Source organism: Brevibacterium iodinum ATCC 49514 (assembly GCF_900169265.1).
In the GTDB taxonomy this organism is placed as follows: Bacteria; Actinomycetota; Actinomycetes; order Actinomycetales; family Brevibacteriaceae; genus Brevibacterium; species Brevibacterium iodinum.
In genome coordinates this window covers 21,551-41,846 of sequence record NZ_FXYX01000005.1, presented here as the reverse complement: position 1 = coordinate 41,846, position 20,296 = coordinate 21,551, and the positions used below count along the sequence as shown (strand labels likewise).

Genomic DNA, 20,296 nt, shown 5'->3' with positions numbered 1-20,296 from the left:
CACCCGCCTCAGCGTGTTCTGACCGGTGGAGCTATTCGCACCGGCGGAGTGTCAGCGCGCCAGCGTCTCGTCGATGGAGCTGGTTCCGGTGGCCAGAGTGACCTGCGTGCCCCACGGGTCGACGACTCGCACCGAACGTCCGTCATCAGCGAAATCGAGGCTGTGCGCACGCAGACGCGCGACCAGTGCATCGAGATCCTCGCGGCCGGGAACGGTGATCGCCACATCCCCGAGACCGAGGCTGGCCGCCCGGGGGCCGGCACCGCGGCTGTTCCAGGTGTTCATGGCCACGTGGTGGTGGTATCCGCCGGCCGCAGCGAAGAGGACTCCGGGCATCGACGACAGTGACGGTTCGAAGCCGAGGGCGTCGACGTAGAACTCGCGAGCCCGCGGGATGTTGCCGACCTGCAGGTGGACGTGGCCGACGATGCCGGGCTCGGCGGCAGTGTTCGCGAGGACGTCCTGGTTGAGGTGGCGCTCGAGGAAGCGGTTCGGATCGAGGTAGAGCGTATCCATCTGGACCTCACCGTCAAGTGAGTGAGTCCATTCCGAGCGGGCTCGGTCGATGTAGAGCTCGATGCCGTTGCCTTCGGGGTCGGTGAAGTAGAAGGCCTGGCTGACCAGGTGATCGCTGGAGCCGACGAAGGTGCTGTTGGTGTTCTGCGCGGCGTGGGCGACCGTGGCTGCCAGGGCTTCCTTGGTGTCGAACAGGAACGCGGTATGGAAGAGCCCGGCCTGCTTGGGGTCGACGCCGGGCAGGCCGGGGGTAGCCACGAGTTTGACCAGGGGGGTGGTACCGCGACCGAGCACGCGGTGGACCTCGCCGTCGCGGGAGGTCTCCTCGAGGGGCCCCATTGCGAGGGCGTTCGAGTAGTAGTTCGACATCTTCTCGAGATCGCCGACGCGCAGAGTCACGGCGTCCATTCCGGTGGCGGCACTGAGTCGCTTCTCATCGACGGCGGGAGTCTGCCGGTCGGTGGAGGTCGGTGCCTGGTTGGGGGTGGTGGTCATGCTGTTCTCCTGAACGGATCGGCTGTTGGTATCAGTGTAGATCAATCTAGTTTAAAGTTCAATTAGATAGGTGATGGATCTATTTCCGCTCCGCGCCAAGGTGATCCGAAACCGACCGGAGCACCACGCTCTATGCAATCGAGGCGATGCGGTACCAGCACGCGACCGCCGATAGGCTGATGCCATGAGGTTCGAATCGAAGTCCGCCCCTGCTCTCGCCGGGCTCCTGTCCGCCGCACTCATCGCCCTCAGCGGCTGCGGCTCCGATTCCGGCTCGTCGTCGGAACCCGAAACGACGCCGACGGCGACTCTGGAAGTCGTGGAGCAGGGCTTCGATTCCCCCGCCGAGTTCTCGGACTATGTAGCGCAGTCCTTGGACAGCGTCGAGGTGAGTCTCGAATCCGAGACGAACCCCGACTTCAACCAGGAGACCGAACCCGAACGCCTTCATGTCCACTTCGACTCGACCGAGGACAGAGTCAAAGACTTGGAAGCCACGGCGTACATCGTCCAGGCGACGTCACGGGCGGGTTTCGACTATGACATCCTCGTGGTCACCGGAGTCGTGTCGGCAGGGGAGTGGGCGTACCTCTACGACCGGTCGACTGTCGAAGAGCTCACCGCCGATGGCCAGATCGATGTTGCCGACATCTGGGACTCAGCCGAACAGAGCTTCGACACCATTCACCGGTGAGTCTCTGCCGCCCTACTTCTCGACGGCGACGCCGTCGGCATCGGCGAAGACCATCGCTCCCGGGCGGATCGTCGCGCCGCCGATCTCCACGGTCACGTCGATCTCACCGGCACCGTCCTTCGCGCTCTTGCGCGGGTTGCTGGCCAGAGCCTTGATCCCGAACTCCATCTCGGCCAGTGCCTCACGGTCGCGGACTGCACCGTTGATGACGACGCCGTTCCAGCCGTTTCGGACCCCCGCCTCGGCGATCATGTCACCCATGAGGGCGGTGGCGATCGATCCGTCACCGTCGATGACGAGCACGGCGCCGTCGCCCGGCTGGTTGAGGGTCTGCTTGACCAGTCCGTTGTCCTGGTAGCAGCGAATGGTGCGGGCCGGTCCGGAGAATGACGTTTTAGCTCCGAAATCGCCGAAGTTCAGGGCGATCGAATAGAGCTCGTCGCCGCGTTCGTCCCACAGGTCTGCTGTCGAAACTGTCATCTGTGTGCCTTCCGTCGGTGGTGGGAGCTGAGTGGTGCTCAGGCAAACGCCTGGGCGCGGGCGTAGAGTCCGGGGACTCCGCCGGAGTGGATGAAGATGACCTCCTCCTCGGAGGAGAAGCGGCCGGATCTGATGAGGTCGATGAGTCCGGCGGCTGTCTTGCCGGTATACACCGGGTCGAGGACGATGCCCTCGGTGCGGGCGAAGAGACGCACAGCCTCGACCATCCCGGGAGTCGGCAGAGCGTATCCCGTCCCGACATAATCACCGAGTCCCACTGTGGCTGCGCGAGGGACCGGGGGCAGATCGAGGAAGTGCGCCGTGGAATCGACGAGGTCGACGATCTTCGGTTCCTGCTCCGCCTGTGCCCGGCTGACGTTGATGCCGATGACCGATACATCGCTTCCTGCACTGTGGAGGCCGACGACGAGTCCGGCCTGCATTCCGGCCGAACCGCTGGGCGTGACGATCGTGGGCGAATCCAGCCCCGCCTCGGCGAATTGGTCGAGCATCTCAACGGCACAGTCGACGTAGCCGAGCGCACCGATCGGATTCGACCCGCCCACCGGGATGACGTAAGGCTTCCTGCCCTCGCCGCGCAGCTTCTCAGCCAGAACCTCAGCCTCGCCGAGGAGGTCGGCCCCGTGGCCGAGCACCGTGACCGAATCCGCGTCGAGAAGATCGAAGAGCAGGAAGTTTCCCGTGTACTCCGGCGGGTTCGACCCGGCCGGGCCGAGGGAGGTGCCGTCGGGCCCGAGATCCTCTTCGACGATCAGGTGACAGTCGAGGCCCTCGGCGCGGGCAGCCGACAAGGTCAGCCGACAGTGGTTGGACTGCACCCCGCCGACGGTGATGAGCGTGTCCGCGCCCTGATTCTGGGCGTCGGCGATGAGGAACTCGAGCTTGCGCGTCTTATTCCCGCCCTGAGTCAGCCCCAGCTGGTCATCGCGTTTGATCCAGATCTGCGGTCCTCCGAGCTCGGCTGACAGGCGCCGCAGATGTTGGAGAGGCGTCTGCCCCGCGGTGTAGCGGCGGCGTGGGACTTCATTCAGGGCGACCATGGTTCCCGAGTCTACCGAGCTGGTCAGTCCTGATGACAAGACGCCGACCAAAATCTGGTCAACGGGATGTCAACGGGTCGTCCTCAGCCGACGAACTCGACCTCGCGAACGGCATCGCGGCCTTTGTCCGTGGCGATCGCGTTTCTCACTGTCAGATTCATGACCTCATGTGTGTCCAGGTTCGTGTACGACACCCAGGTGTATCCCTTGCCGGAATCGGCTGACGTGCGATGCCAACGTTTGGCGTGCCCGTCGTTGTGCTCGGCGAGGGCAGCGACGACGTTCTTCGTGGCGAGCTGATCCACGACCACGGCATCACCGATGCCGTAGGCAGTGATCAGTCTGTCCGCGTACTTGACAGCGCCCTTCGGGTGTCCCGAACTCTGGGGTGCCTGGGCGGCACTGGATGCGGGCGCGGAATCGGCGGAGGCGGCTGCCGGACCGACCGCGAGGCCCAGGGAAGCGAGGCCGGCTAATGCGGCGACGCCCCACTTTGCGGCGTGAGTGCTGATGAAGGCGGGCATGGTGACTTCTCCTCTTCCAGATCGGGAACATTGCTGGAATCGAGTATCGTCAGCCCAGGTGAGAGCCTTTTGCCCGAATCTGAACAGAAGCTGAGATGCCGAGTCGCAAATACGGAGGTTCTATTGCGTTCCTATGACATCTCCGAGACATTCGGCCAGAAGGAGCCTCGTCTGAATCTGCGAACTCGGGAGTGTGACAGATTCACTGAGCTTACGGAACCGAATCGTGATCATCCTCTTCGGCCTTGTCCATCCAGTCCTTTCCGTCGAGGATGCGGGCGACCAACATCGAACTCGTCTGATCGCCGACTGCATTGACCGTGGTGGCAGGAGGATCGATGACAGTCCCGATGATCTGGATGATCGGCAGTGCTGCCGCAGGGAAGCCGTAGAGGGTGATGATCATGAGCTCACCGATGAAGCCGCCGGATGGGATGCCTGCCATGACCATTCCGGCCAGAAGTGCCACGGCGATGGCGATGAGGATGTTCTCGAAGGTGAAGAAGTCCCGCTGGAAGACCGCGAAGAGGAAGGCGATCTTAAGGATCGCAGACAGGCTCGAGCCTTCCATGTGGATCGTGGCCCCGATCGGCACGATGGTCTCCCTGATGTCCCTTGGAACTCCGATCTTCTCTCCCGCACGCAGGTTCGCCGGGATCGCCGCCACCGAGGACGACGTACCCAAGGAGATCGCCGTGGGCTCGAGGATATTGCCCCAGAACCGAGAGACCCCTCGGCGGCCACCGGCGAGGAAGGAGTAGAACGTGAAGGCGAGGATGAAGTAGGCGATCGCCACCGGGTAGTAGACGAGGAAAGCGCGAACATAGTCCCCGACGAGCTGGGAGCCGAGGTCACCGATGAGAGCGGCGAAGTAGGCACCGAGGCCGATCGGGGCGTAGTACATCACGATCGAGGTGAACTTGAGGAACACCTCGGTGCCGGAGTTGAGGAACTGGGCGAACGGCTTGCCCGCGTCGCCGATCCTGCTGGTGGCGAAGCCGACGATGACGGCGAAGACGATGAGTGCGAGCATGTGCTCGGCGGAGAGGATCTTCGAGAAGTCGTCGACGACGACGGTCTGGACGAGCTGGTCGCCGATGGGCCCGACGTCCTCGACGTTTGCCGGCTCATGCATCTCCACCTGGACGCCGTCGGTGGCGTTGAAGATGCGCAGCGCGGCGACCATGACGATGGAGGCGATGATGCCGGTGACGGCGAAGACTCCCAGCATGCTGCCCATGATCTTACCCAGTCGCGCGGCCGAGGACATTCCCGCGACCGCGGAGGCGATGGAGAAGAACACGAGCGGCACGACGAGAGTGAACATCATGTTGATGAACAGCGTGCCGAACGGTTTGATGACGGTGGCACGTTCCCCGAAGACGAGGCCGATGATCGCGCCGATGACCACCCCTGTGAGGATGAAGAGCGGGAAGCGGTAATTGCGGAGAATCCGCAGGAAACCCGATGGCTGCGGCTTCGAATCAGACGTCTGCGCCGGCGAAGCAGCGGGGGAGGGCATAGGCTCTGCCTTTCATTTCAGCATCGTTGTTCCGCCGACTTGTCGGCGTGGCATCAGGGCCCTGGCGATCCTACCTGGGACACAGCGAAACCCGGCACGCGGATAGCCGTGTGCCGGGCTGTTGATGTTCTCTCGAGCAGACGAATCAGCTCTCAGGCTGATCGAGATCAGTCATCGTAACTCGAGTGGGATTCGTCGACAGCGAGATGTGAACCGTCGGGATCGCGGTAGAGCTTCACTCCTTCGTGTTCGGCCGTGGCTTGCAGCCGTTCTTCGGAGCTGTCCTCTCGGTAGCCGACCTTCTGCCCCTGGCCGATGTCGGCGCTCTTGAACGCGTTCGAGATCTTTTCGATCGTCTCGGCCAACTTCGATGATCGATGCGTTTCTGAGGTCATGATCCTTCGCCCCATTCCCACGCAGATTCTAGAGAGAATTATAGCTCTCGCGGGGGCCGAAACCCAGAGATGAGGAGCGTTTGGCGGACCTCACAACTGATCAATAGCCAAACCTTTTCACTGTGAGAGGGCGAATCGCTTTACTTAACGAACGTTTAGCTCTAGTTTGGTCTCGTGACTGAACAGAGCAAAGGCAATGGCGTCTTGACGACTGCGACAGAATCCATCCTCTCCGCCAAGGACATCGAATTCCAACTCTACGACTGGCTCAAGGTCGACGAACTCTGCGACCGACCTCGCTTCTCCGACCATTCGCGTGAGGTCTTCGACTCCGTGCTCGAAGCCAGCGAGGAGCTTGCCAAGGAGCGGTTCGCGACCCATGCACGAAAGTCCGACCTCAATGAACCGAGGTTCGACGGCACCGAAGTGACGCTGATTCCTGAGATCAAGTCTGCGCTCGACCAGTTCGCCGGCATCGGCCTGCTGTCAGCGACGATGGATGAGAGCGTCGGCGGAATTCAGCTGCCGCAGACGGTCGCAAAGGCCTGCTTCGCCTGGTTCCAGGCGGCCAATATCGGCACCGCCAGCTACCCGATGCTGACCATGGGCAACGCCAATCTGCTGCTCGAGTACGGCACCGAGGAACAGATCGAGAAGTACGTTGTGCCCGAGCTCGACGGCCGGTTCTTCGGCACCATGTGCCTGTCCGAACCCGAGGTCGGCTCCTCCCTGGGAGATGTCACGACGAAAGCGGTTCCGGATCCCCAAGGCGGCGACGATGCGTTCCGCGTCCACGGCACGAAGATGTGGATATCCGGCGGCGATCACGAACTCTCGGAGAACATCGTCCACCTCGTCCTGGCCCGTGCCGAGGGTGACCATTCAGGTGTCAAAGGTCTGAGCCTTTTCCTCGTTCCGAAGTACCTCGTCAACGACGACGGCAGCCTCGGTGAACGCAATGATGTCGTACTGTCCGGGCTCAATCACAAGATGGGGTGGCGCGGAACGACGAACACTCTGCTCAACTTCGGTGAGGGCACGCACACTCCGGCCGGTTCCCCTGGTGCCGTAGGCTACCTCGTGGGGGAGCGGGGCAAGGGTCTGACCTGTATGTTCCAGATGATGAACGAGGCTCGAATCGGCGTCGGAGCAGGCGCGGTCGGACTGGGCTACCACGGGTACCTCGATGCCCTCCGATATGCCCGCGACCGCCGCCAGGGTCGTCCCGACGGTGCGAAGGGATCCGATGGTGAGCCGATCCCGATCGCGGAGCACGCCGATGTCCGGCGCATGCTTCTGTCGTCGAAGAGCTACGTCGAGGGCGGGCTCGGGCTCATCCTCTATGCCGCGCGTCTGCTCGACGAATCCGAAACTGCTGATTCCGAGGCCGAGCGTGACCGTGCGGCACTGCTGCTCGATGTGCTCACCCCGATCGTCAAGACCTGGCCGAGCGTGTGGTGCCTGAAAGCCAACGACCACGCCATTCAGGTTCTCGGCGGAGCGGGATACACTCGCGATCACGATGTCGAACAGCTCTACCGCGACAATCGGCTCAACCCGATTCACGAGGGCACGCACGGCATCCAGGCCAAGGATCTGCTGGGCCGTAAGGTCATCATGAAAGCCGGGGCAGGTCTGCAGGTGCTGCTGGAGCAGATGCGGGAGACCCTCGCCGAGGCGGCCGACCGCTCCGAATGGTCCGCTGAGACCGCGGCGCTGACGTCAGCCGTCGATCGTATCGAATCCGTCACCGCCGCGGTGTGGGCGAGCGGAGATCCAACGGCGGCCCTCGACAATGCGTGGACCTATTTGGAAGCAGTGGGACACACGGTCGTGGCGTGGCTGTGGCTGCAGCAGGGAATGGCTGCCGAGGCGACCGTCGGTGAACGTGGCGACTCTGCTTTCCTCAGGGGAAAGATCGCCGCGGCGCGGTATTTCTTTGCTCACGAACTGCCGCAGACCGTACCATGGTTCGATCTCGTGGAGAGCGGGGCGACGACATTCACAGACCTCGACGACTCCTGGCTGTGAGTGCCGTCAGGTTCTGGGGTCAGGTATTCGCCGATCGGCGATGATGAGCAGTCGCAGGAAGAATCCGCCGATCAGCAGACCTCCGATGAGGTCGGTGGCCCAGTGCCAGCCGAGGGCGAAGGACACGACCGCGGAGTTCACGCTGACCGCTGCGACGCCCCAGCACAATAGGCGCACGGTTCTGGTGGAGACCTTGCCGTACCTGGCAATGAGGTAGGCGACCGCGCCGTAGATGAGTACGGCTTCGGCTGCGTGCCCGGAGGGGTAGCTGATTCCGCGGCCGCCGATATCGATGAGACCGCCTTGGAAGAATCGCGGGTCGTGCAGGGTGGTCGCCGGTCGAGCGAGGAGGACCTTGAGCGAACCGATGCCGAGGTAGAAGGCCGCTTCGACGGCGATCGCGAAGACGATCGGTCGCCAGGACCGACGTTTACGTGCCAGCACGATCGCGGTGATCGCCAAGACGGGAAGACAGACTGCCTGACCTGCGATGGGGTCGAGGATGTGCTGAACGAACCAGACGAGATCGGGTTCGAAGAGGTAGAGCCACCGTCGATTGAGCTTGTAGTCCCAGACTCGCGGCGGGCCGGCCGCGGCTAATGTGACGACGATGCAAGCGATCGCCAAGACCCAGATTGAGGTTGCCCAGGACAGCAACCCCTGTGCTCGTTCTGTCCACTGACTGCGATCTGAGGGGTTGCTGATCAGCTTTTCGGATTCGATATAGGGTTCAGCAACCATCAGAGTCGATTTTAGACGGAGTCGACAATCACTTCTGCTGTGGGGGATAAAGAAATGGTGAATTCTTGCGAGGATTCTCTGAACGTCGCGCCGATCGATCTATCGGAATCAGTGCCCGCGAGCGCGAACGACCATCGTAGCGATGCGCACGCGATTGTTCGTGTCCAGTTTGACGTTGATCCGGTTGAGGTGAGTCTTGACCGTAGCCAGACTCATGAACGTCTCCTCGGCGATCTCCTGATTGGACAGACCGTCGGCAACGAGTTCGGCGATCTGCCGCTCGCGGTCCGTGAGTCCGGACAGCAGTTCAACGGCCTCCCTCTGCAGTCGATGGTCTGAGTTCGATCTGACCTTAGCGATGACCTGCCGCATCGACTGCGGGGAGAGAATGGGCTCACCGGCGTGAACCTTGCGGATCGCGGCGGCGAGTTCCACAGGGCCGATGTCCTTGAGCAGGTATCCGGCGGCTCCGGCCTCGAGGGCCTTGAAGAGGTGATCGTCGCTGCTCATGCTCGTCAGAGACACCACCTTCGGCGGTCGTACACTGTTGAGCAGACGCTGAGTGGCTTCGATCCCGCCGATTCCCGGCATCTGGATATCCATGAGCACGACATCAGGGAAATGCAGACCTGCTTTCTCGACGGACTCTTCCCCACTCAACGCCGAGGCGACGACGTCGACGCCGTCGGCCGCTTGGAGGATTCCCCTGATCCCGGTGATGACCATGGGATCGTCATCGACGACCATGACTCGGATTGGGGCGGCTTGGTTCATAGACGTCACAATACCCGAGGCCCCTGCCACGGCTGGTCGAGGCGCTGAAGTCGCTTCTCCGCCGAGCTCTTACGTCCGATGCAGGCAGACGTTTCGGCAGAATGCGAAACATTCCGGACAAGATCGGAAACAGCCCGGACAAGCTGCGGATCAGTTCGGAGGAGAGAAAGATCGGAAGCTCACCTGGACGTGGAACTCATTGCCGATCACCCCGATCGACGCGTCGCCGCCGAACATCTCGGCGCGTTCCCGGATGCCGACGAGTCCGGATCCTGACCCGGTCGACGCCAAGTGTGCCCCGTGCGGCTCAGGATTCGTCCCGGGCGGCCCCCACTTCTGAGCAGGCGCACCGGCACCGGGTTCTCGCGCGGACCCCGGTGCGTACCGGGGGCGAGGCGGAACCTCGACCGGGGCTGAACCACGAGGAAGCGGATTGCTCACCGAGATCTGGATTCCGCGAGCTGCCGAGACGGCGACGTCCACCGTCACGGGCACGTTCGGTGCATGTTTCATCGCGTTGGTCAGAGCCTCCTGAACAATGCGATAGGCCGCACGGTCGAGCGCAGGCGGACATGAGTCCACGTCCTGGATGACGACGAGCGGGCGGATGACCGTACCGGTGGAGGCCACAGAGGAGATGAGCTCGGGAATCGCTGACATCGTCGCACGACTCGGAGGCGACGAAGTGCCATGGCCCGGCCGCGGATCGGTCAGATCTCCGCTCCTCACACCACCCACCAGATGACGCAGATCCTCCATGGAGGCACGGGCCTCCTCCCGCAGAGCAGACGCCGTCGCAGCGACATCGGGGTCGGTGCGTGCACCGACCTCAAGGGCACCGGTATGCAGAGAGATCACCGACAGTCGGTGGGAGAGCGTGTCGTGAAGCTCGCGTGCCAAGAGCTCTCGTTCCGACTGCCGCGCGATCTCGGCCGTGAGCGACTCATTGCGCTGAGCTTCGCGTTCGGCGATCGACTCGACCGCCCTCATCCTCCGAGTCCGACGCAGAAGCGCACCGACTCCCAGCGCCGTACACAGTGCGATGACACCGGCGGCGACCGTGATGATTCTGATCGCCAGGTGCGAATCCTCCGGTGGGATGGTCGCCTCGAGTTCGGTGAACTGAGCCGAATCGGGCAGGAAGAAGATGCCGAAGGGATTGTGCTCAGCTGGTGCCAGACACATCCTCAATGTGGAGAACGCGATCAGTCCGGTGCCCACCGCCGAGGCGGTTATCGCCTGCCGCCGGGGTGCTCGGATGACGAGGTGGAAGATCGCAATGAGCAGCATCAGCGCATCTCCCCAACCCGCGGTGAGCAGTCCACCGGCGACGAAGGGCACCCACGGCCATCGGTGACGGAGGAAGACGAGCCCCCACACGAGGAACAGCAGCAGGACGGCGACGAGTCCGGTGTCGTTGAGTTCCCCGTCGGAGAAGGCCCAGGCGTTCGCCGTCACCGCCATCGACGAGGTGAAGAATCCGAAGAGGTAGAGAATGACGCCGACGAGGATGCTGGCGGCGATGCGCACGCCGCGCGGGATTCTGCGGCGAGGGACGGATTGTACTGACACAAGAGAATCGTAACCGCGGGGGCTGACACACGTAGTCCACCTTTCGGCTGGACGGGATCAACCGATCGGCTGGAGCGGTCCAGCCCGATTGCGGACGCGCCGGTGTGCGGACGGGACGAAGCTGGAACAGTCAGCCAGAACCAGCTTCGAAGGAGCGTCATGTCCCATTCGCGGAATCCCCAGAACACCCCGCAACAGCCGCAGTCACCACAGCCTCAGCACCAATGGTCCCCGCAGCACCAGCCCCCTCACAGCCCCCACCATCAGCAGCCAGCTCAGAACTACGACCACCAGCAGTGGGCACCCGCACCGAACGCACCTGCCTACGGAGCCGGCCGCTACCCGCAGCAGCCCTACGGCCAGAAGCCGGCGAAACGGAAGAAGCCGCTGCTGAAGCGCTGGTGGTTCTGGCTGCTCGTCATCATCGTCATCATCGCCGTTGCCAGCGCGATCGGAGGCGGGGGAGACGACACCAGCACTGCGGAGGGCGGCACGCCCGACGCTCAGCAGTCGGGGGAGTCCACGAAGAAGGAGGAGGCCGCCGACAAACCCGCCGAGGAGGCTTCGTACGGAATCGGAGACACGGTGGCCGCCGATGACTGGGAGATCACAGTCGCCAAGGTCGACGATGGTGTCTCGCAGGTCGGCGACGAATTCCTCAACGCCCGAGCACAGGGGCAGTTCGTCCAGATCGAACTGTCGGTGAAGAACACCGGATCGGATCCGAACTTCTTCTTCGAAGACGACATCAAACTCGGTGATGAGTCCGGCAACACCTACTCTGCGGATTCAGAAGCCGGAATCTATGCGGCCGAGAACAACATCCTCTTCCTCGAAGAGATCAACCCCGGAAACACCGCCGAGGGTGTCCTCGTCTTCGACGTGCCCGAAGATGCCGACCCGAACAAGCTGACCTTCGCCGGCGGACTGTTCTCCGACCCGGTGGAGATCTCCTTGAAGTGACCTCACCGATGCAGCTGTTCCGCACGGGCGATGATCGACCGGGCGGCGCTGACCGTCTGCCCGAGGAATCCGCGCCCGAACAGGCGAATATGAGCGAGCAGAGCGAAGAAGCTGTGCGCGGGCAGGTCTTCCTGCCAACCGTCCGGCATCGGGTGGGCCTGTTCGTAGCCGGAGAAGATCTCCTCGAGAAACGGGGCTCCGAAAAGGGCGAGCAGCGCGAGGTCTTCCAGTCGGTGACCGCCGTGGGCGGCCGGATCGATGAGCGTCACCCCGGTCGGTGTCCACATCAGATTCCCCGCCCACAGATCGCCGTGGACGCGGGCCGGCATCTCCGCACCCTCACCGCAGATGCCGGCGAAGGCGCCAGACGCGATGGCATCGATCGCCGAGGCGACCGTTGCCCGGTCCTCACCTCTGAGATCCCCGGCAACCGCAGAGGTCAGGGGTCGTAGGCGCTGCCCGACCCAATAGTCGGTGAAGTAGTCGACGGGCTCGGCACGTATCTCGAACGGATTGTCGAGAGGGCCGAAGAATGACTGCGGGGCCGGTGACCAACCGAAACCGGGAGCACCCGCATCGTGGAGCCGGGCGAGGGCACGACCGAAGGCAGCGGCCGCCTCGGCGTGGGGACCGGTTTCCCGGAGACGGCGCAGCCGCAGAAAATCCGGCCCGTGTTCGAGCACTTCGACGACCGGGACCACATCTGGTTCGGCCAGCCACCTCAGCCCGGCGGCCTCGGCAGCGAAGAAGCCGTCCGGGGCGGACTTCCGCAGTTTGAGGAAATCAGTCATGGCCATAGGTTAGTCGGGGGAGCCGTTGTCCGTGCGACCTCGGGTCAGTTCCCGAGCTCGGTGAGGAGACCGGCGGCAACCGAAGCGAGCTCTCCGTTGCCGGTTGCCCGAGTGCCGTCGATGAGGACCGGAGTGTCCTCCAAGCCGGTGCGGATGCCGTGGCCGCGCCTGATGGCTCGGGCATTGACGACCCAGGAGGCGATGCCCTCCCCATGGTGGACCTGCGGCAGATCGATGCCCGCATCGGCAAGGGCCCGTTCGATCGCGGCGGCCCCAGCCAAGGCATGATCCGGACCGGTCACAGTGGGTTCGACGAGCACACGTGCGCATCGGTCGGCCAACCCGGAATCGACGAATGCCGCTGCATCGTCGAGGCTGAGCAGACCTGCCTCGACTCGAACACGGCGCTCGATGAGCAGTTCGCACACTTCGCGAATTCCCGACTCACCTTGATTGGCACTGACGAAGTCAGGCAGCTCGGTCCATTCGGAGATGAGCGTGAGACGGACCTGCGGATCGGGTTCGATCTCGGCTGCGGTGCTCAAAGAGATCGGAGTACCCGGGCACGCGGCACGCACCTCACGAATGGTGGCCGAGACCGGTTCAGCCTGAAAGGTCTGCCGGCCGGTCGCATCGAAGGCGTGGAGGTGGACGACCTGAGCACCTGCTGCCACGGCGGCGGCCGCCTCGGCGGCGATGGACTGCGGTGTCCGCGGAGTCGCCGGGTGGTCGCGATCACCGTTGAGGGCAGCATGCAACAGCGGTTCGTGCGAAGCTGATCTGTTCATCTGTCCACTGTCTCGCAATCGTGACGGCGAGCGCAGGTCCCTTCGGCAAGACCGTGAGAAGTCAGAGTCGAATCACCGCGGAGACACCGCGCGGGCACGCCCCGATCATGATCGGGTTCGGCGCGGCGTGTTGTTCGGAATGATCCCGAATGACGGCAGATGTCGTGCAGGATGAACCATCCTCGGCCGAGGTGTCTCACATGGAAATAGGAGTTCAAATGGCTTTCGTCCTCTGGATCATCGCAGCAATCCTCGTCATCTCCGGCATCTTTGCGATCTTCCGCAAACAACTGCTGTGGGGAATCGTCCTCATAGTCGTCGGCTGCCTCGTGGGGCCGGGCGGAGTCAGCCTCTTCACCTGACCGGCAGGTCCCGGACTGTCCCCAGCCCCGGCTGAGGTCATAGGGTGATCCCAGAGTCCGCCCAGCATCGAGACGGACCCGGAGAGAAGGGGCGCCCACACGTGATGGAGACCGGAGACCTGAGTACTGTCAGGGCGCAGGACGGCCATTCGTGCTGCACCCCGGCGACCAGCCGCGCCGAGGCGGTGGGCAGTCATGTTTTGCACTCTGGTTCTGATACCGCTGTGAACTCAGAGTCGAAGCCCGAGTTCGGCTTCGACTTCGTCACCATCGGCGGCACCTTCGACATGGGCGATCCCTTCGGTGACGGGCATCCTGCCGATGGCGAGGGGCCGCGTCACCGGGTCGACCTCACCGAATTCGAGATCGCAACGACAAGTGTGACGAACGACGATTTCGCCCGGTTCGTCGCTGACACCGGATTCATCACGACGGCAGAACGTCTGGGTACCTCGGCGGTGTTCGGCATGCTCTTGGAAGCCAATCCGGGAGCAGCGGGGCACGTTCTCGGCCATGCCCCGGGCGTGCCCTGGTGGGTCGAGGTCTCCGGAGCGAACTGGGCAGCGCCCGAAGGGCCCGGATCCACCATCGACGAGCGGAGAGACCATCCCGTCGTCCACATCAGCTGGGACGATGCCTGTGCCTATTGCGCGTGGTCCGGCACTCGGCTGCCCAGCGAAGCCGAATGGGAGCTCGCTTCCCGTGGGGGGCTCAAGGGCCGTCGCTATCCATGGGGCAACCGGCTGCTCATCGACGGGGAATGGAACTGCAATATCTGGCAGGGCGAATTCCCGCGGTCGAACACCCCCGACGACGGTTTTGTCGGCACCGCGCCGGCCCGGCATTTCGCCCCCAACGGTCTGGGTCTGTTCAACACGGTCGGCAATGTATGGGAATGGTGCGCCGACTGGTTCGCCCGCGACTACTACCAGCATTCCCCGCAGTCCGATCCGCGCGGCCCCGAGACCGGAGACAAGCGGGTCATGCGCGGTGGGTCGTTCCTGTGCCACGACTCCTACTGCAACCGCTATCGGGTGGCCGCCCGCTCCTCGAACACACCGGATTCCTCGGCTTCGAACATCGGCTTCCGAGTCGTCCGATAAGCTCTCTGAACTCTGGGTTCAGTCCCTGAGATCGGCCCTGAGGCGGCTCATCAGGTGCTTCGTCTCGATTGAGAGCGTCTCGAGAGCGAACGCTACTGTCTCTCGGGCGTCCGCTCCGGTCCGAGTGACTGCCGTGATGTGTCGTGATGGGGAATTGTCACCGCTGATCGGGATTCCGCGCACCGGGTGGAGCTCCTGCGACCGCGTGTCGGCGATGCCGACATCCGCATCTCCGGAGAGCAGGTCGTCGAAGCACTTGCCGGGCTCGGCCTCGATCGTCTGCGTCTGCAATTGCGGGAACCGCTCATCGAGAACCCGCATCGTCGGCGGCAGGAGGAAGCTGGCGGCAGTGGAGAAGCCACACAGACCCAATGTGCGGGACATTGCGGCTGCGGCAACGACGGCGGGACCGCCTCGGCCGGGCACCCGGCAGCCCGATAGACTGCGAGTCATGTCGCGAATCACCTGTCCCGAGCTGAGTAAGAAGTCCGTCACCGCTGAGGAGGCGGCCCGCCATATCGACAATGGCCAACGGGTGGCGATGAGCGGATTCACCGGCTCGGGGTACCCGAAGGCGGTGCCGGGTGCCGTGGCGGCACGTGCTCAGGCGGCACACGATCGGGGCGAAGACTTCCGCGTCGAACTGTGGACGGGAGCCTCGACCGCACCGGAACTCGACGGAGTGCTCGCCGAAGCGGGCGCGGTGAGCAAACGTCTGCCGTTCCAATCCGATCCGGCGATGCGGGCATCGATCAACTCGGGTGACACTGCGTATGTCGACACTCATCTCAGCCATTCGGCTCAGCAGGCGTGGTTCGGCTTCTACGGCAACCTCGACGTCGCCGTCGTCGAGGTAGCGGCGATCCTGCCCAACGGTCTGCTGGTTCCCGGCAGCTCCGTCGGGAATTCGAAGACATGGCTCGACCTGGCCGATAGGGTCATTCTCGAGGTCAATGACTGGCATCCGCGCGGGTACGAAGGCTTCCACGACGTCTACTACGGAACCCGGCGCCCGCCCAAGCGGCTGCCGATCCAACTGCTTGAGCCGATGCAGCGCATCGGTGACCCCTATCTGCGTGTCGACCCGGCGAAGGTCGTCGCCGTGGTGGAGACGAACGCTCCGGACCGGAACCTGCCGTTCAAACCTGCCGACGAGGACTCGAAGGAGATTGCCGGCCACCTCGTTGACTTCCTCCGCCATGAGATCGCCGCAGATCGGCTGCCGCCGGAACTGCTGCCGCTGCAGTCGGGAGTCGGCAATGTCGCCAATGCGGTGATGGGCAATCTAGCCGACAGCGAGTTCGCAGGACTGACCGCCTATACGGAAGTCATCCAGGACGGAATGCTCGACCTCATCGACAGCGGAAAGCTCACTTCGGTGTCGGCGACGGCGTTCTCACTCTCGGCAGAACGGGCAGCGGACTTCAATGACCGGATCGAGTCGTACAAGGGCAGGATCCTGCTGCGCACCCAGGAGATGTCGAACCACCCAGAAGCCATCCGCCGGCTCGGCATCATCGCCATCAACGGAATGGTCGAGGCCGATATCTACGGCAACGTCAACTCCACGCATGTGACCGGTTCGTCGATCATCAACGGCATCGGCGGTTCCGGTGACTTCGCTCGCAACGCCTACCTCAACTTCTTCGTGTCGAACTCGCAGGCCAAAGCGGGAGCGATCTCTGCGATCGTGCCGTTCGCCAGCCATATCGACCACACCGAACACGACACTCAGATCTTGGTCACCGAACGGGGCCTGGCCGATCTGCGCGGACTGCCGCCGGTGGCCAGGGCACGGAAGATCATCGACAACTGCGCCCACCCGGACTACCGGGACCGTCTCACCGACTACCTCGAGCGTGCGATCGCGGCGAACCCAACCGGTCGGCATACCCCGCACATCCTCGCCGAGGCTCTGTCCTGGCACGAGAAGTTCCTCACGACCGGGCATATGTGAGATAGTGCGGGCTCCCGCGACCCCGACTGTTCAGCCGCTTATCACGGTCGGCACCGCGGCGACCACCCAGGCGAGTCCTGGCCCGATGAGGCACATGAGGCCGGCGTACCCGATCATCTGTCTGTAGTAGCGGTCGCGGATGCTCGGATGGACATTGGCCAGGAGCATCGCGCCGTTGGTCGAGAACGGACTGATGTCGACGATGGTCGCGGCGATCGCCAGCGCCGCGACGAACCCTCCGACATGCACGTCGCCCGACTCGAGGAACGGCACCGCCAGGGCGATGACGACACCGATGATCGCCAAGGACGACGCCAGCGCGGAGATCAGGCCGGACATGTAGAACAGCAGCAGCGCTGCCAGCAGGGGTAAACCGATCGCTGAGATGCCGGCCGAGACCCATTCGACGGTTCCGGCCTCCTGCAGTACGGCGATGTAGGTGAGCACTCCGCAGATGAGGACGACGATCGACCATGAGACCTTCGACATCGCCGCCTTGCCGGCGGCAGGGTCGATGGCGGCGAGCACTACCGAGATCGTGATGGTCACCAGGCCCACCTCCCAGCTGAAGATGATCACGGACAGCGCCATGGCGATGAGCCCGATCAGGGTCGGGATCTGAGAGCGTGTGAGACGGATGGTCGTTCCGCCGTCGGGCTCGGACTCGGGGTGGGGGTGAGCCCCATCTGCCTCCGCGCGCAGTCCTGGCCGGCGACGGAGGACGAACCAGACAACGACCGCGAAGACGGTATTGAAGATGAACGGGGCGAGGAACAAGGTCAGCGGCGCAGGGGTGAGGCCGTTCTTCGTCAGATAGTCGTTGATGAAGATGCCGTAGACGCTGATGGGCGAGAACGCGCCAGCCAGGGCACCGTGGACGACGAGCAGACCGATCATGAACTGATTGATCCTATGACGCCGCGCGAACGACAGCGCCAGTGGTGCGATGATGGCCACGGCGAAGAGCGCCCCGAGCGAGATGAGGACAGCTGTCAGTGCGAAGAAGATCCAGGGCATGAGTCCGATGCGCCCGCCGACGAGCTTCACGCACCAGCGGACGATCACTTCGATCGCGCCGTTGTTCTGGGCGAAGCCGAAGAGGTAGGTCAGGCCGACGAGCGTAAGGAAGAGGTCGACGGGAAATCCTGCGAGAAACTCTTCGGGCGCCTGGTGCAGGACGAGGCCGCCGACGCCCGCGGCCGCGATGAAGCCGAGCAGGCCCATATTGATGTCCCGCCAGGTTCCGATGACGAACATCAGTCCGAGGACGATTACGCAGATCAGTTCTGCACTCATGGGTTCAGCTTCTCCTTCGAACGTCAGCCGGGGAATGTCCGGCGGCACATGGGCATGCGGCTCAAATTAATGCATGTCACCTGGTGCGATCAGGTCCATTCGGCATATGAACTCACAGTGACGTTCAGCGGAAGGACTCAGCCGCCGATTCGCCGCTTCGTATAACTGAGGGCAGAATTCATCCACCGCGGATAGTGCGGACGATCACAGACCCGTTAGTGTGACATTCAGCTTCATCGGGCCGCACGTGAGTCGTTTGGACTCAGTGCGGCATCCTCCTACTCTCAGTCTGCGAAAGGTCGCCGTCGATCATGAACGAATCCACACCGGAGCCCAGCGAATTCGATGTGCTCACGGCCGCCTCGGCGATCGTCGATGCCTTCGCCGCCACGGACACTCAGTCGTATTTCTCCCGATTCGCCGAGGACGCCTCCTTCGTCTTCCACCCCGAAACGCGACGCCTGAACACTCGTGCGGAATATGAAAGGGAGTGGGCTTCGTGGTTGGCCGACGGTTGGTCAGTGGCCGCCTGCGCCTCATCGGACCAGCTCGTGCAGACCTTCCCCGGCGGAGCCGTCTTCTCCCACACCGTCGATACGGCCGTGAACACCGCAGACGGGCGGGAATCGTACCGGGAACGCGAATCGATCGTCTTCAGCCGCCTCGGTGACGGTGAACTCATCGCCATCCACGAACACCTCTCCACGGTCCCGGATTCTGCCGACAGTTCGTCGGCGGCTGGTCCCAGTGCCGCCGAAAGCAAGCCCGGCGCCGAGGAGGTCGCGCAGTGAACTGGTACCGCCGTTTGGAACAGCGATTGGAATCCGGCCACGATTCCGGAGTCATCCGCGGAACCCTGAGCGGGGGACGGATGTTCATGATCTGGCTGGCCGCGAACCTCGTCGTCACGACCCTGTTGACCGGAACCCTGTTCGTCCCCGGCGTTGACTTCGCCACAGCGGTCATCGTCATCATCGTCGGCACGCTCATCGGCACCATCGTGCTCACGCTCATCGGCAACATCGGCACCCGCACGGGCCTGGCGACCATGGCCATCACCCGCGGTGCCTTCGGCGCCAAGGGCAGCTTCCTGCCGGTCGCCGCCAACGTCATCATCCTCATGGGATGGAGCTGGGTGCAGGCCATGTTGGCGGGAATCAGCGTCAACTACGTCGTCGCCCAGACGACGGGATTCTCCAACCCGATCCTCTTCTCCGTGCTCTGCCAGGCGCTCGTCGTCGGACTGGCGATCCTCGGCCACGAAGGGATCGAGAAGGCCGAACCCTGGTTCGCTCTTCTCATCCTGCTGGTCATGGCCTATGTCTTCGTCATCGCGTTCACGGGACACTCACCCGGCGAATACGCAGGAATCGAGAGCCTGCCGGAGCTCGAGTTCACTCCGGTCCTCGCACTCGATATCGTCATCTCCACAGCCATCTCCTGGACCGTGCTATCCGGCGACCTCAACCGTTTGGCCGTGACTCAGAAGGCCGGAATCGTCGGATCGGGTCTGGGCTACCTGACCTCGACCGTGCTGGCGATGCTGCTGGGTCTCACCGCGTTCAGCTTCATCCTGCTCGACGGGGGAGACCCGGCCGAATTCGATCCGACGGCCTTGGCCGCGGAATTCGGGTGGGCGCTGGCCATCGTCATCTTCCTCTCGGTCATGGCCACGAACACGATGGTCGTCTACGGAATGGTCAACTCCGTCGTCGGCGCACAGAGCAGGACGAAGCTGAAGTTCCTGCCGACGGCCCTCATCCTCGGCGCGATCTCGATCATCGGTTCGACCTGGCTGGCCCTGCTCGACCAGTACACCGACTTCCTCACGATGATCGGGGCGTTCTTCGTCCCCGTCTTCGCCATCCTCATCGTCGACTACTACATGATCAAACGCGGTGCCTACTCACCCGACATCCTCAAGGACTCCGGCGGCCTCTACTCCTACACCCGCGGAGTCAACTGGGTGGCCGTCGGAGTGTGGGTCCTCGGGGCGTTGGCGTCCTATGTGCTCACCTACGCCTATCCGAGCCCGATCGGAGCGACGATCCCGTCCTTTGCCATCTCCTTTGTGGCCTACCTGGCGCTGTCATGGTGCAGCCGAGCGAAGTTCGCGGGAACCGAACACGCGCACCTGGCCGAGGGGATGCGCGGAACCGAAGAGGTTCGCGGAGCAGGGGAGGCCCGCGAAAGCTGAACCGTGCGGGTCCGGTTCCCGGCGTGGGCTGACC

General features: G+C 63.4%; 21 protein-coding genes. 8 read left to right on the top strand and 13 right to left on the bottom strand.

Going from position 1 to position 20,296, the window contains the following annotated elements:
* Positions 1-51: 51 nt before the first annotated feature.
* Positions 52-1,011, bottom strand: coding sequence for a VOC family protein (locus BI49514_RS05725; protein WP_101545223.1), 960 nt, complete (start codon positions 1,009-1,011; stop codon positions 52-54).
* A 184-nt stretch (positions 1,012-1,195) separates the two neighbouring features.
* Between BI49514_RS05725 and BI49514_RS05720 the strand changes: the two genes are divergently transcribed.
* Entirely contained in the window at positions 1,196-1,705 is a 510-nt protein-coding gene (locus tag BI49514_RS05720) for a hypothetical protein (protein WP_101545052.1), read from the top strand.
* Positions 1,706-1,717: 12 nt separating this feature from the next.
* Here BI49514_RS05720 and rraA read toward each other — a convergent pair whose 3' ends face one another.
* The 5 genes from rraA to BI49514_RS05695 form a co-directional block, all read right to left on the bottom strand.
* Positions 1,718-2,185, bottom strand: coding sequence for a ribonuclease E activity regulator RraA (gene rraA / locus BI49514_RS05715; protein ID WP_101545050.1), 468 nt, complete (start codon positions 2,183-2,185; stop codon positions 1,718-1,720).
* Between the two features lie 38 nt (positions 2,186-2,223).
* Positions 2,224-3,246, bottom strand: coding sequence for a D-cysteine desulfhydrase family protein (locus tag BI49514_RS05710; RefSeq protein ID WP_101545048.1), 1,023 nt, complete (start codon positions 3,244-3,246; stop codon positions 2,224-2,226).
* Between the two features lie 83 nt (positions 3,247-3,329).
* Positions 3,330-3,770, bottom strand: a complete 441-nt coding sequence (locus BI49514_RS05705) for a hypothetical protein (RefSeq protein WP_101545047.1) — start codon at positions 3,768-3,770, stop codon at positions 3,330-3,332.
* 211 nt (positions 3,771-3,981) lie between these two features.
* Positions 3,982-5,292 carry a dicarboxylate/amino acid:cation symporter gene (locus tag BI49514_RS05700; RefSeq protein ID WP_101545045.1) on the bottom strand — a complete coding sequence of 437 codons (1,311 nt, stop codon included), beginning with the start codon at positions 5,290-5,292 and terminating at the stop codon, positions 3,982-3,984.
* A gap of 167 nt (positions 5,293-5,459) precedes the next feature.
* Positions 5,460-5,687 (bottom strand): hypothetical protein, encoded by a 228-nt coding sequence (locus tag BI49514_RS05695; RefSeq protein ID WP_101545044.1) that lies wholly within the window; start codon positions 5,685-5,687, stop codon positions 5,460-5,462.
* Positions 5,688-5,891: 204 nt separating this feature from the next.
* Here BI49514_RS05695 and BI49514_RS05690 point away from each other — a divergent pair, with 204 nt between their 5' ends.
* The gene (locus BI49514_RS05690; protein WP_101545221.1) at positions 5,892-7,718 is read left to right on the top strand and encodes an acyl-CoA dehydrogenase; all 1,827 of its coding nucleotides are present in this window, start codon (positions 5,892-5,894) and stop codon (positions 7,716-7,718) included.
* Between the two features lie 6 nt (positions 7,719-7,724).
* Here BI49514_RS05690 and BI49514_RS05685 read toward each other — a convergent pair whose 3' ends face one another.
* From BI49514_RS05685 to BI49514_RS05675, 3 genes are all read right to left on the bottom strand, one after another.
* The gene (locus tag BI49514_RS05685) at positions 7,725-8,459 is read right to left on the bottom strand and encodes a phosphatase PAP2 family protein (protein ID WP_244195054.1); all 735 of its coding nucleotides are present in this window, start codon (positions 8,457-8,459) and stop codon (positions 7,725-7,727) included.
* Between the two features lie 108 nt (positions 8,460-8,567).
* Entirely contained in the window at positions 8,568-9,233 is a 666-nt protein-coding gene (locus tag BI49514_RS05680; protein ID WP_101545040.1) for a response regulator, read from the bottom strand.
* A gap of 150 nt (positions 9,234-9,383) precedes the next feature.
* Positions 9,384-10,805 carry a sensor histidine kinase gene (locus BI49514_RS05675; RefSeq protein ID WP_244195055.1) on the bottom strand — a complete coding sequence of 474 codons (1,422 nt, stop codon included), beginning with the start codon at positions 10,803-10,805 and terminating at the stop codon, positions 9,384-9,386.
* 159 nt (positions 10,806-10,964) lie between these two features.
* Here BI49514_RS05675 and BI49514_RS05670 point away from each other — a divergent pair, with 159 nt between their 5' ends.
* Positions 10,965-11,768 (top strand): DUF4352 domain-containing protein, encoded by an 804-nt coding sequence (locus BI49514_RS05670; RefSeq protein WP_101545036.1) that lies wholly within the window; start codon positions 10,965-10,967, stop codon positions 11,766-11,768.
* A 2-nt stretch (positions 11,769-11,770) separates the two neighbouring features.
* On the opposite strand, the gene BI49514_RS05665 is transcribed toward BI49514_RS05670, so the two are convergent.
* Positions 11,771-12,559 carry a fructosamine kinase family protein gene (locus BI49514_RS05665; protein WP_101545220.1) on the bottom strand — a complete coding sequence of 263 codons (789 nt, stop codon included), beginning with the start codon at positions 12,557-12,559 and terminating at the stop codon, positions 11,771-11,773.
* A gap of 44 nt (positions 12,560-12,603) precedes the next feature.
* Positions 12,604-13,347 carry a 3-keto-5-aminohexanoate cleavage protein gene (locus BI49514_RS05660; RefSeq protein WP_101545034.1) on the bottom strand — a complete coding sequence of 248 codons (744 nt, stop codon included), beginning with the start codon at positions 13,345-13,347 and terminating at the stop codon, positions 12,604-12,606.
* Between the two features lie 218 nt (positions 13,348-13,565).
* Here BI49514_RS05660 and BI49514_RS16505 point away from each other — a divergent pair, with 218 nt between their 5' ends.
* A complete protein-coding gene (locus BI49514_RS16505; protein WP_167443931.1) occupies positions 13,566-13,709 on the top strand; it encodes a GPGG-motif small membrane protein in 144 nt (47 codons plus the stop codon).
* A 104-nt stretch (positions 13,710-13,813) separates the two neighbouring features.
* Positions 13,814-14,812, top strand: a complete 999-nt coding sequence (locus BI49514_RS05655) for a formylglycine-generating enzyme family protein (protein WP_101545032.1) — start codon at positions 13,814-13,816, stop codon at positions 14,810-14,812.
* Between the two features lie 18 nt (positions 14,813-14,830).
* Here BI49514_RS05655 and BI49514_RS05650 read toward each other — a convergent pair whose 3' ends face one another.
* Positions 14,831-15,265: a LysR substrate-binding domain-containing protein gene (locus tag BI49514_RS05650; RefSeq protein WP_101545031.1), complete on the bottom strand. Its 435-nt coding sequence runs from the start codon at positions 15,263-15,265 to the stop codon at positions 14,831-14,833.
* Here BI49514_RS05650 and BI49514_RS05645 point away from each other — a divergent pair.
* Entirely contained in the window at positions 15,264-16,769 is a 1,506-nt protein-coding gene (locus tag BI49514_RS05645; RefSeq protein WP_101545029.1) for an acetyl-CoA hydrolase/transferase family protein, read from the top strand. The two genes, BI49514_RS05650 and BI49514_RS05645, sit on opposite strands and share 2 nt — an antisense overlap.
* Before the next feature lie 30 nt (positions 16,770-16,799).
* On the opposite strand, the gene BI49514_RS05640 is transcribed toward BI49514_RS05645, so the two are convergent.
* A complete protein-coding gene (locus tag BI49514_RS05640) occupies positions 16,800-18,065 on the bottom strand; it encodes an SLC13 family permease (protein WP_101545027.1) in 1,266 nt (421 codons plus the stop codon).
* Between the two features lie 311 nt (positions 18,066-18,376).
* Here BI49514_RS05640 and BI49514_RS05635 point away from each other — a divergent pair, with 311 nt between their 5' ends.
* Positions 18,377-18,856, top strand: coding sequence for a YybH family protein (locus BI49514_RS05635; protein ID WP_101545026.1), 480 nt, complete (start codon positions 18,377-18,379; stop codon positions 18,854-18,856).
* A complete protein-coding gene (locus tag BI49514_RS05630) occupies positions 18,853-20,262 on the top strand; it encodes a purine-cytosine permease family protein (protein WP_244195056.1) in 1,410 nt (469 codons plus the stop codon). Before BI49514_RS05635 ends, BI49514_RS05630 begins: the two co-directional genes overlap by 4 nt.
* Positions 20,263-20,296: the final 34 nt, after the last annotated feature.

Bases quoted from the DNA above. Each gene is read 5' to 3' on its own strand.
- BI49514_RS05720 (WP_101545052.1), top strand. From the start codon at position 1,196: ATGAGGTTCGAATCGAAGTCCGCCCCTGCTCTCGCCGGGCTCCTGTCC.
- rraA (WP_101545050.1), bottom strand. From the start codon at position 2,185: ATGACAGTTTCGACAGCAGACCTGTGGGACGAACGCGGCGACGAGCTC.
- BI49514_RS05665 (WP_101545220.1), bottom strand. From the start codon at position 12,559: ATGACTGATTTCCTCAAACTGCGGAAGTCCGCCCCGGACGGCTTCTTC.
- BI49514_RS05705 (WP_101545047.1), bottom strand. From the start codon at position 3,770: ATGCCCGCCTTCATCAGCACTCACGCCGCAAAGTGGGGCGTCGCCGCA.
- BI49514_RS05700 (WP_101545045.1), bottom strand. From the start codon at position 5,292: ATGCCCTCCCCCGCTGCTTCGCCGGCGCAGACGTCTGATTCGAAGCCG.
- BI49514_RS05650 (WP_101545031.1), bottom strand. From the start codon at position 15,265: ATGACTCGCAGTCTATCGGGCTGCCGGGTGCCCGGCCGAGGCGGTCCC.
- BI49514_RS05655 (WP_101545032.1), top strand. From the start codon at position 13,814: ATGGAGACCGGAGACCTGAGTACTGTCAGGGCGCAGGACGGCCATTCG.
- BI49514_RS05635 (WP_101545026.1), top strand. From the start codon at position 18,377: ATGAACGAATCCACACCGGAGCCCAGCGAATTCGATGTGCTCACGGCC.
- BI49514_RS16505 (WP_167443931.1), top strand. From the start codon at position 13,566: ATGGCTTTCGTCCTCTGGATCATCGCAGCAATCCTCGTCATCTCCGGC.
- BI49514_RS05710 (WP_101545048.1), bottom strand. From the start codon at position 3,246: ATGGTCGCCCTGAATGAAGTCCCACGCCGCCGCTACACCGCGGGGCAG.
- BI49514_RS05670 (WP_101545036.1), top strand. From the start codon at position 10,965: ATGTCCCATTCGCGGAATCCCCAGAACACCCCGCAACAGCCGCAGTCA.
- BI49514_RS05695 (WP_101545044.1), bottom strand. From the start codon at position 5,687: ATGACCTCAGAAACGCATCGATCATCGAAGTTGGCCGAGACGATCGAA.
- BI49514_RS05685 (WP_244195054.1), bottom strand. From the start codon at position 8,459: ATGGTTGCTGAACCCTATATCGAATCCGAAAAGCTGATCAGCAACCCC.
- BI49514_RS05645 (WP_101545029.1), top strand. From the start codon at position 15,264: ATGTCGCGAATCACCTGTCCCGAGCTGAGTAAGAAGTCCGTCACCGCT.
- BI49514_RS05660 (WP_101545034.1), bottom strand. From the start codon at position 13,347: ATGAACAGATCAGCTTCGCACGAACCGCTGTTGCATGCTGCCCTCAAC.
- BI49514_RS05640 (WP_101545027.1), bottom strand. From the start codon at position 18,065: ATGAGTGCAGAACTGATCTGCGTAATCGTCCTCGGACTGATGTTCGTC.
- BI49514_RS05725 (WP_101545223.1), bottom strand. From the start codon at position 1,011: ATGACCACCACCCCCAACCAGGCACCGACCTCCACCGACCGGCAGACT.
- BI49514_RS05680 (WP_101545040.1), bottom strand. From the start codon at position 9,233: ATGAACCAAGCCGCCCCAATCCGAGTCATGGTCGTCGATGACGATCCC.